The following is a 3,674-nucleotide window of genomic DNA, read 5'->3' as shown; positions in this document are numbered from 1 at the left end:
GTCGGTGTCATCCGCGCGCGCGGCTTGGGTCGCGACGCACAGCATCGTCGCCGCGATGAGACGGAGCTCGCGCACTGTGCGGCCTTACGCGCGAGCGCCCGTGAACGGGAAGCTGCCCATCGGGCCGATGCCCATCTCGCCGCTGATGCTGTCGCCAGAGACGGTGCCGGCGAATTCGAGCGTGAGCGGCATCGGGTTGGTGATCGAGACCTTCCACGAGACGTTGTCGCCGGAGACGGTGCCGTCGAAGATCTCGGCGGTATTGCCTTCCGCGCCTTGCGTACCCGTGAGCGTGCCGCCGGCGGCCTTGAGGCTCAGCGTCGCCTGGCGCTCGCCCATCGGCGTCGTCATGGTCAGATTCCAGTTGCCGTCTACGGCCATTCCCGTCTCCCGAACAAATCCCGGCGGACCGCGACGATCCGCGATCAGTCCCGAGCGAACCTATAGCCCAACTCCCAGCTCCTGCCTAACCCTCCGGCAGGGCATTTAGGCGCGGGCGGCGGCGCGCCGGCGGCTGGTCACGATGAGCCTGAGAACGACGTATTGCACGGCAAAGGCGAGGATCTTGGCGCCGCCGGCGACCACCGTCAGGTAGAACGCCCACAGCTTTAGATCGCCGGTGGAGGCGACCACGATCATGCCGGCGCCGATCACGAACATCAGCACCGCCCAGGCATAGCCCGCAGCCGTCACGTATTCCGGAACGGTGTCGACGACGATCGGCGGCATATAGCGCAGCATCCAGCCGCGCTTGAGCATGATCGCGCCGATCGCGAAATGCGCGATCGAAGGCTTTGCCATCATGAAGCGGGGATCATGGGTCAGCAGTGTGATCGCGCCCAGTCCAACGACGAGCGCGAGGCTCGCATAAGTCATGTAGTTGAGTTGCTGCCCCTTGACGCGCGCGTAGATCACCTGCGCGATCGCGCCGGCGACCGCCACCGATGTTGCCAGGATGACGTTGTCGGTGACGAGATAGACGACCAGGAAGACGATGGCGGAGAAGAGATCGGAGGCGAGGCGGGCGAATACGTCCTTCATCGTCAATCCTGTTCAGCGAACGTTGGGCAATGTGCGGGCGGGCGTACCGTACTTGATCTGGCGATACTCGGGATACCACTTTGTGAAGTAGATCGCGCTGTTGCGTGCGGCGAAGGCGACCGCAAGGCTCGACCAGAGCGGCAGGCCCGGGACATAGAGCAGCACGACATTGGCGGCCGCCATCAGGAGTGTGGCCGCGGTCCAGGCGCCGGTGATGACGTAATTGGCGTGGAGAAAGCCCGGCATCGCTGCGGTCTCGGCCGGCACCGCCTCAAGCGCATATTGCAACGTGAAGGGACGGCGGACCACCATCGAGCCGAGCGAGATGGCGAAGATGCCGAGATCGACCGACAGCTTGACGCCAAGCGCTCCCAGCGTCGGATCGAGCAGCGCGAGGTAGAGGCCGATTGCGGCGAACACGACAGCCGAGCCCGCGGCCAGGGTCTTCACCGAACGGCGGTACGCCACATCGATTGCGACGGTGCCGATGCAGATCGTGGAGGCCACGAACATACTGACCGTGGCCGACGTCACCAGCATCAGCAAGGTGTAAGCGCCGTAGGGCGCGAGGATCAGGAAAATCGCCATTGCCCACCTCGGTCAGACCGATCTTTACGATGTAAAGATCAATAATTCAGGAGGTATCCCGGGTCAAGCGAAATCTTTACAGTGTCAAAATAACGTAGGCGACCTCCAAAAAATGAAGTGCTGCAACGGCTTGGTCGGACGCCTCGTCGGCCAATTCCACCCAAGACAGACGCGACAGGATCGGCAGCGCGGCGGCGATGAGAAGGCCGACGGCGAGCAGGATGCCGCCGTTGAAGATGACGTGGCCGCTCCGCCGCCGCCGGATCATCTGGAGCGTGAGCGCGACGCAAGCGACGGTGAGGACAGCGAGAAAATTTGCAGTGATCGAGGGCATGTGCATGAGATATCTCTTTGGTGACGCATCTGCACTGTCATTGCGGGCGCGCTAAACCGCGCCCACCCAATTGCCGTGAAAACCATCGGGCACGCGGTGGCCGAGCTGCACCAGCGCGACGGGGCCCGCCTCGATATCGGTGGCGTTGAAGACGGCGAGGTCGCTGCGGTTCTCCCGCGCGCGCCAGACCACCGCCAGCAGCCAGCCATCGCCCTCAGACGCATCCTTCGATCGCTCGACGAACACCGGTTCGGAGATGGTGTCGCCGGCGGGCAGCAGATAATGGCCGAGCCGCCGGCCGTTGCCGTCGACATGAACGACGCCGGAGAGCGCGCCGAACATCGGCAGCCGCGGATTGGCGCAGGCGTACCAGCCGTGACGGTTTCTCAGCCCGGCGCGGCGATCGTCGATGCGCGGGAATTCGCCGGTGAGATCATCGAGGTAAGTCTGCTGGAAGCGGTCGGTATTGCCTGAGAGGTCGAAGGTCCAGCGGCAATGCCGGGCGCGCGACTTCTTCGGATCGGTCGGCCGGCCGTCGGGATGCGGAAACAGCGGCGCTTCCTCGAACTGCATGACGTCGGCGATAATGCGGTTCTCCTCCTCCCACGCATTCATGACGTGGAAGACGTAGCAGGCCTCAGCTCGAAACCAGACGATCTCCTTGGCCGTGCCGCTCCGCTTCATCACGCCGACATAGGCGCCCTTGTCCGGCTCCCAGGCATAGGGCGGCCGTCCGCTCATGGCGCGCTCCATGCTGCCGGTGATCGGCAGGATCGGAAACAGCACGTGGTTCGCGGTGACGATGAAGTCGTGCACCATGCTGGCATAGGGCGCCTCGAACCGCTCGAAGCGCCTCGCCTTGCCGGAGGCATCGATCGAGCCGTAGGAGAGGGCAGGCGTCAGCGGACCTGCCGCGTTGTAGCCGAAGAACACCAGCTCACCGGTCACAGGGTCGATCTTCGGGTGCGCCGTAAAGCTGCCGGCGACGCGGCCCTGGTAGTTGTGATAGCCGCGCGTTGCGAGCGTGCCCGGCTCGATCTCGGTCGGCAGGTGCGCTTCCTCGAGCGCCAGCAGCTTGCCGGCATGGAAGATGATGTTGGTGTTGGCGACGCCGCCATCGGTGAGGTCGGCCGGCGCATCCGGCAGCTTGCGGCCGAAGCCGCCGAACAGTGCGCGGCCGGCATCGTGCTCGGCCAGCCATTTCGGCGTGCGGACCCAGCGGTTGCGATAGCTGGCGCGGCCGTTCTCCAGATGAAAGGCGTGCAGCATGCCGTCGCCGACGAACCAATGCGCGCCGGGAGATTCGAACTGCGGATTGGGACCGTTGCGATAGAGCGTGCCGTTCAGCTCGCGCGGCAATTCGCCGATGATCTTCAGAAATGGCGCGTCTGCTTCGAACGGGATCGGCGCGATGTTGTTGCGGCGCTCAGTGCTGGAGTCGTGCTGCACGGCAAATCCTCCTTATCTTTACATCGTAAAGATCACGTAGCGCCGATTGCTGCAGTGGTCAAGCAAAATCTTTACACTGTCAATATTGCGTCTTATAGCTTGTCTCATGAGCAAGAGTGAACCCAGGACCGAAACCGCGCGCCGCGCGCGTACGCCGAGAAAGGCATCCTCGTCAGCGGGCGCGCCGACGCGGACCGCGCGTCGTCCGCCGAGCGCCAAGTCCGAGACGCCCTATCATCATGGCGCCTTGCGCGAGGCGCTG

At 64.1% G+C, this 3,674-nt stretch carries 5 protein-coding genes; all 5 read right to left on the bottom strand.

The features are described from left to right. Positions 1-84 precede the first annotated feature (84 nt). The 5 genes from MOV74_RS33725 to MOV74_RS33705 all read right to left on the bottom strand — a co-directional run bounded on the left by MOV74_RS33725 (position 85) and on the right by MOV74_RS33705 (position 3,412). Complete coding sequence (locus MOV74_RS33725) at positions 85-381, bottom strand: hypothetical protein (RefSeq protein ID WP_246931306.1); 297 nt, start codon at positions 379-381, stop codon at positions 85-87. Positions 382-486: 105 nt separating this feature from the next. Continuing rightward, a complete protein-coding gene (locus MOV74_RS33720) occupies positions 487-1,041 on the bottom strand; it encodes an inner membrane-spanning protein YciB (protein WP_246931305.1) in 555 nt (184 codons plus the stop codon). 12 nt (positions 1,042-1,053) lie between these two features. Further along, the gene (locus MOV74_RS33715) at positions 1,054-1,629 is read right to left on the bottom strand and encodes a hypothetical protein (RefSeq protein ID WP_246931304.1); all 576 of its coding nucleotides are present in this window, start codon (positions 1,627-1,629) and stop codon (positions 1,054-1,056) included. 76 nt (positions 1,630-1,705) lie between these two features. Further along, positions 1,706-1,969 carry a hypothetical protein gene (locus MOV74_RS33710; RefSeq protein ID WP_246931303.1) on the bottom strand — a complete coding sequence of 88 codons (264 nt, stop codon included), beginning with the start codon at positions 1,967-1,969 and terminating at the stop codon, positions 1,706-1,708. 45 nt (positions 1,970-2,014) lie between these two features. Then, positions 2,015-3,412, bottom strand: a complete 1,398-nt coding sequence (locus MOV74_RS33705) for a carotenoid oxygenase family protein (RefSeq protein ID WP_246931302.1) — start codon at positions 3,410-3,412, stop codon at positions 2,015-2,017. Positions 3,413-3,674 lie beyond the last annotated feature (262 nt).

The sequence above is a fragment of the Bradyrhizobium sp. SHOUNA76 genome (assembly GCF_023006445.1).
Lineage (GTDB): Bacteria > Pseudomonadota > Alphaproteobacteria > Rhizobiales > Xanthobacteraceae > Bradyrhizobium.
Note: the sequence above shows the minus strand (reverse complement) of the source record. Positions and strands in the feature narration are given on the sequence as shown.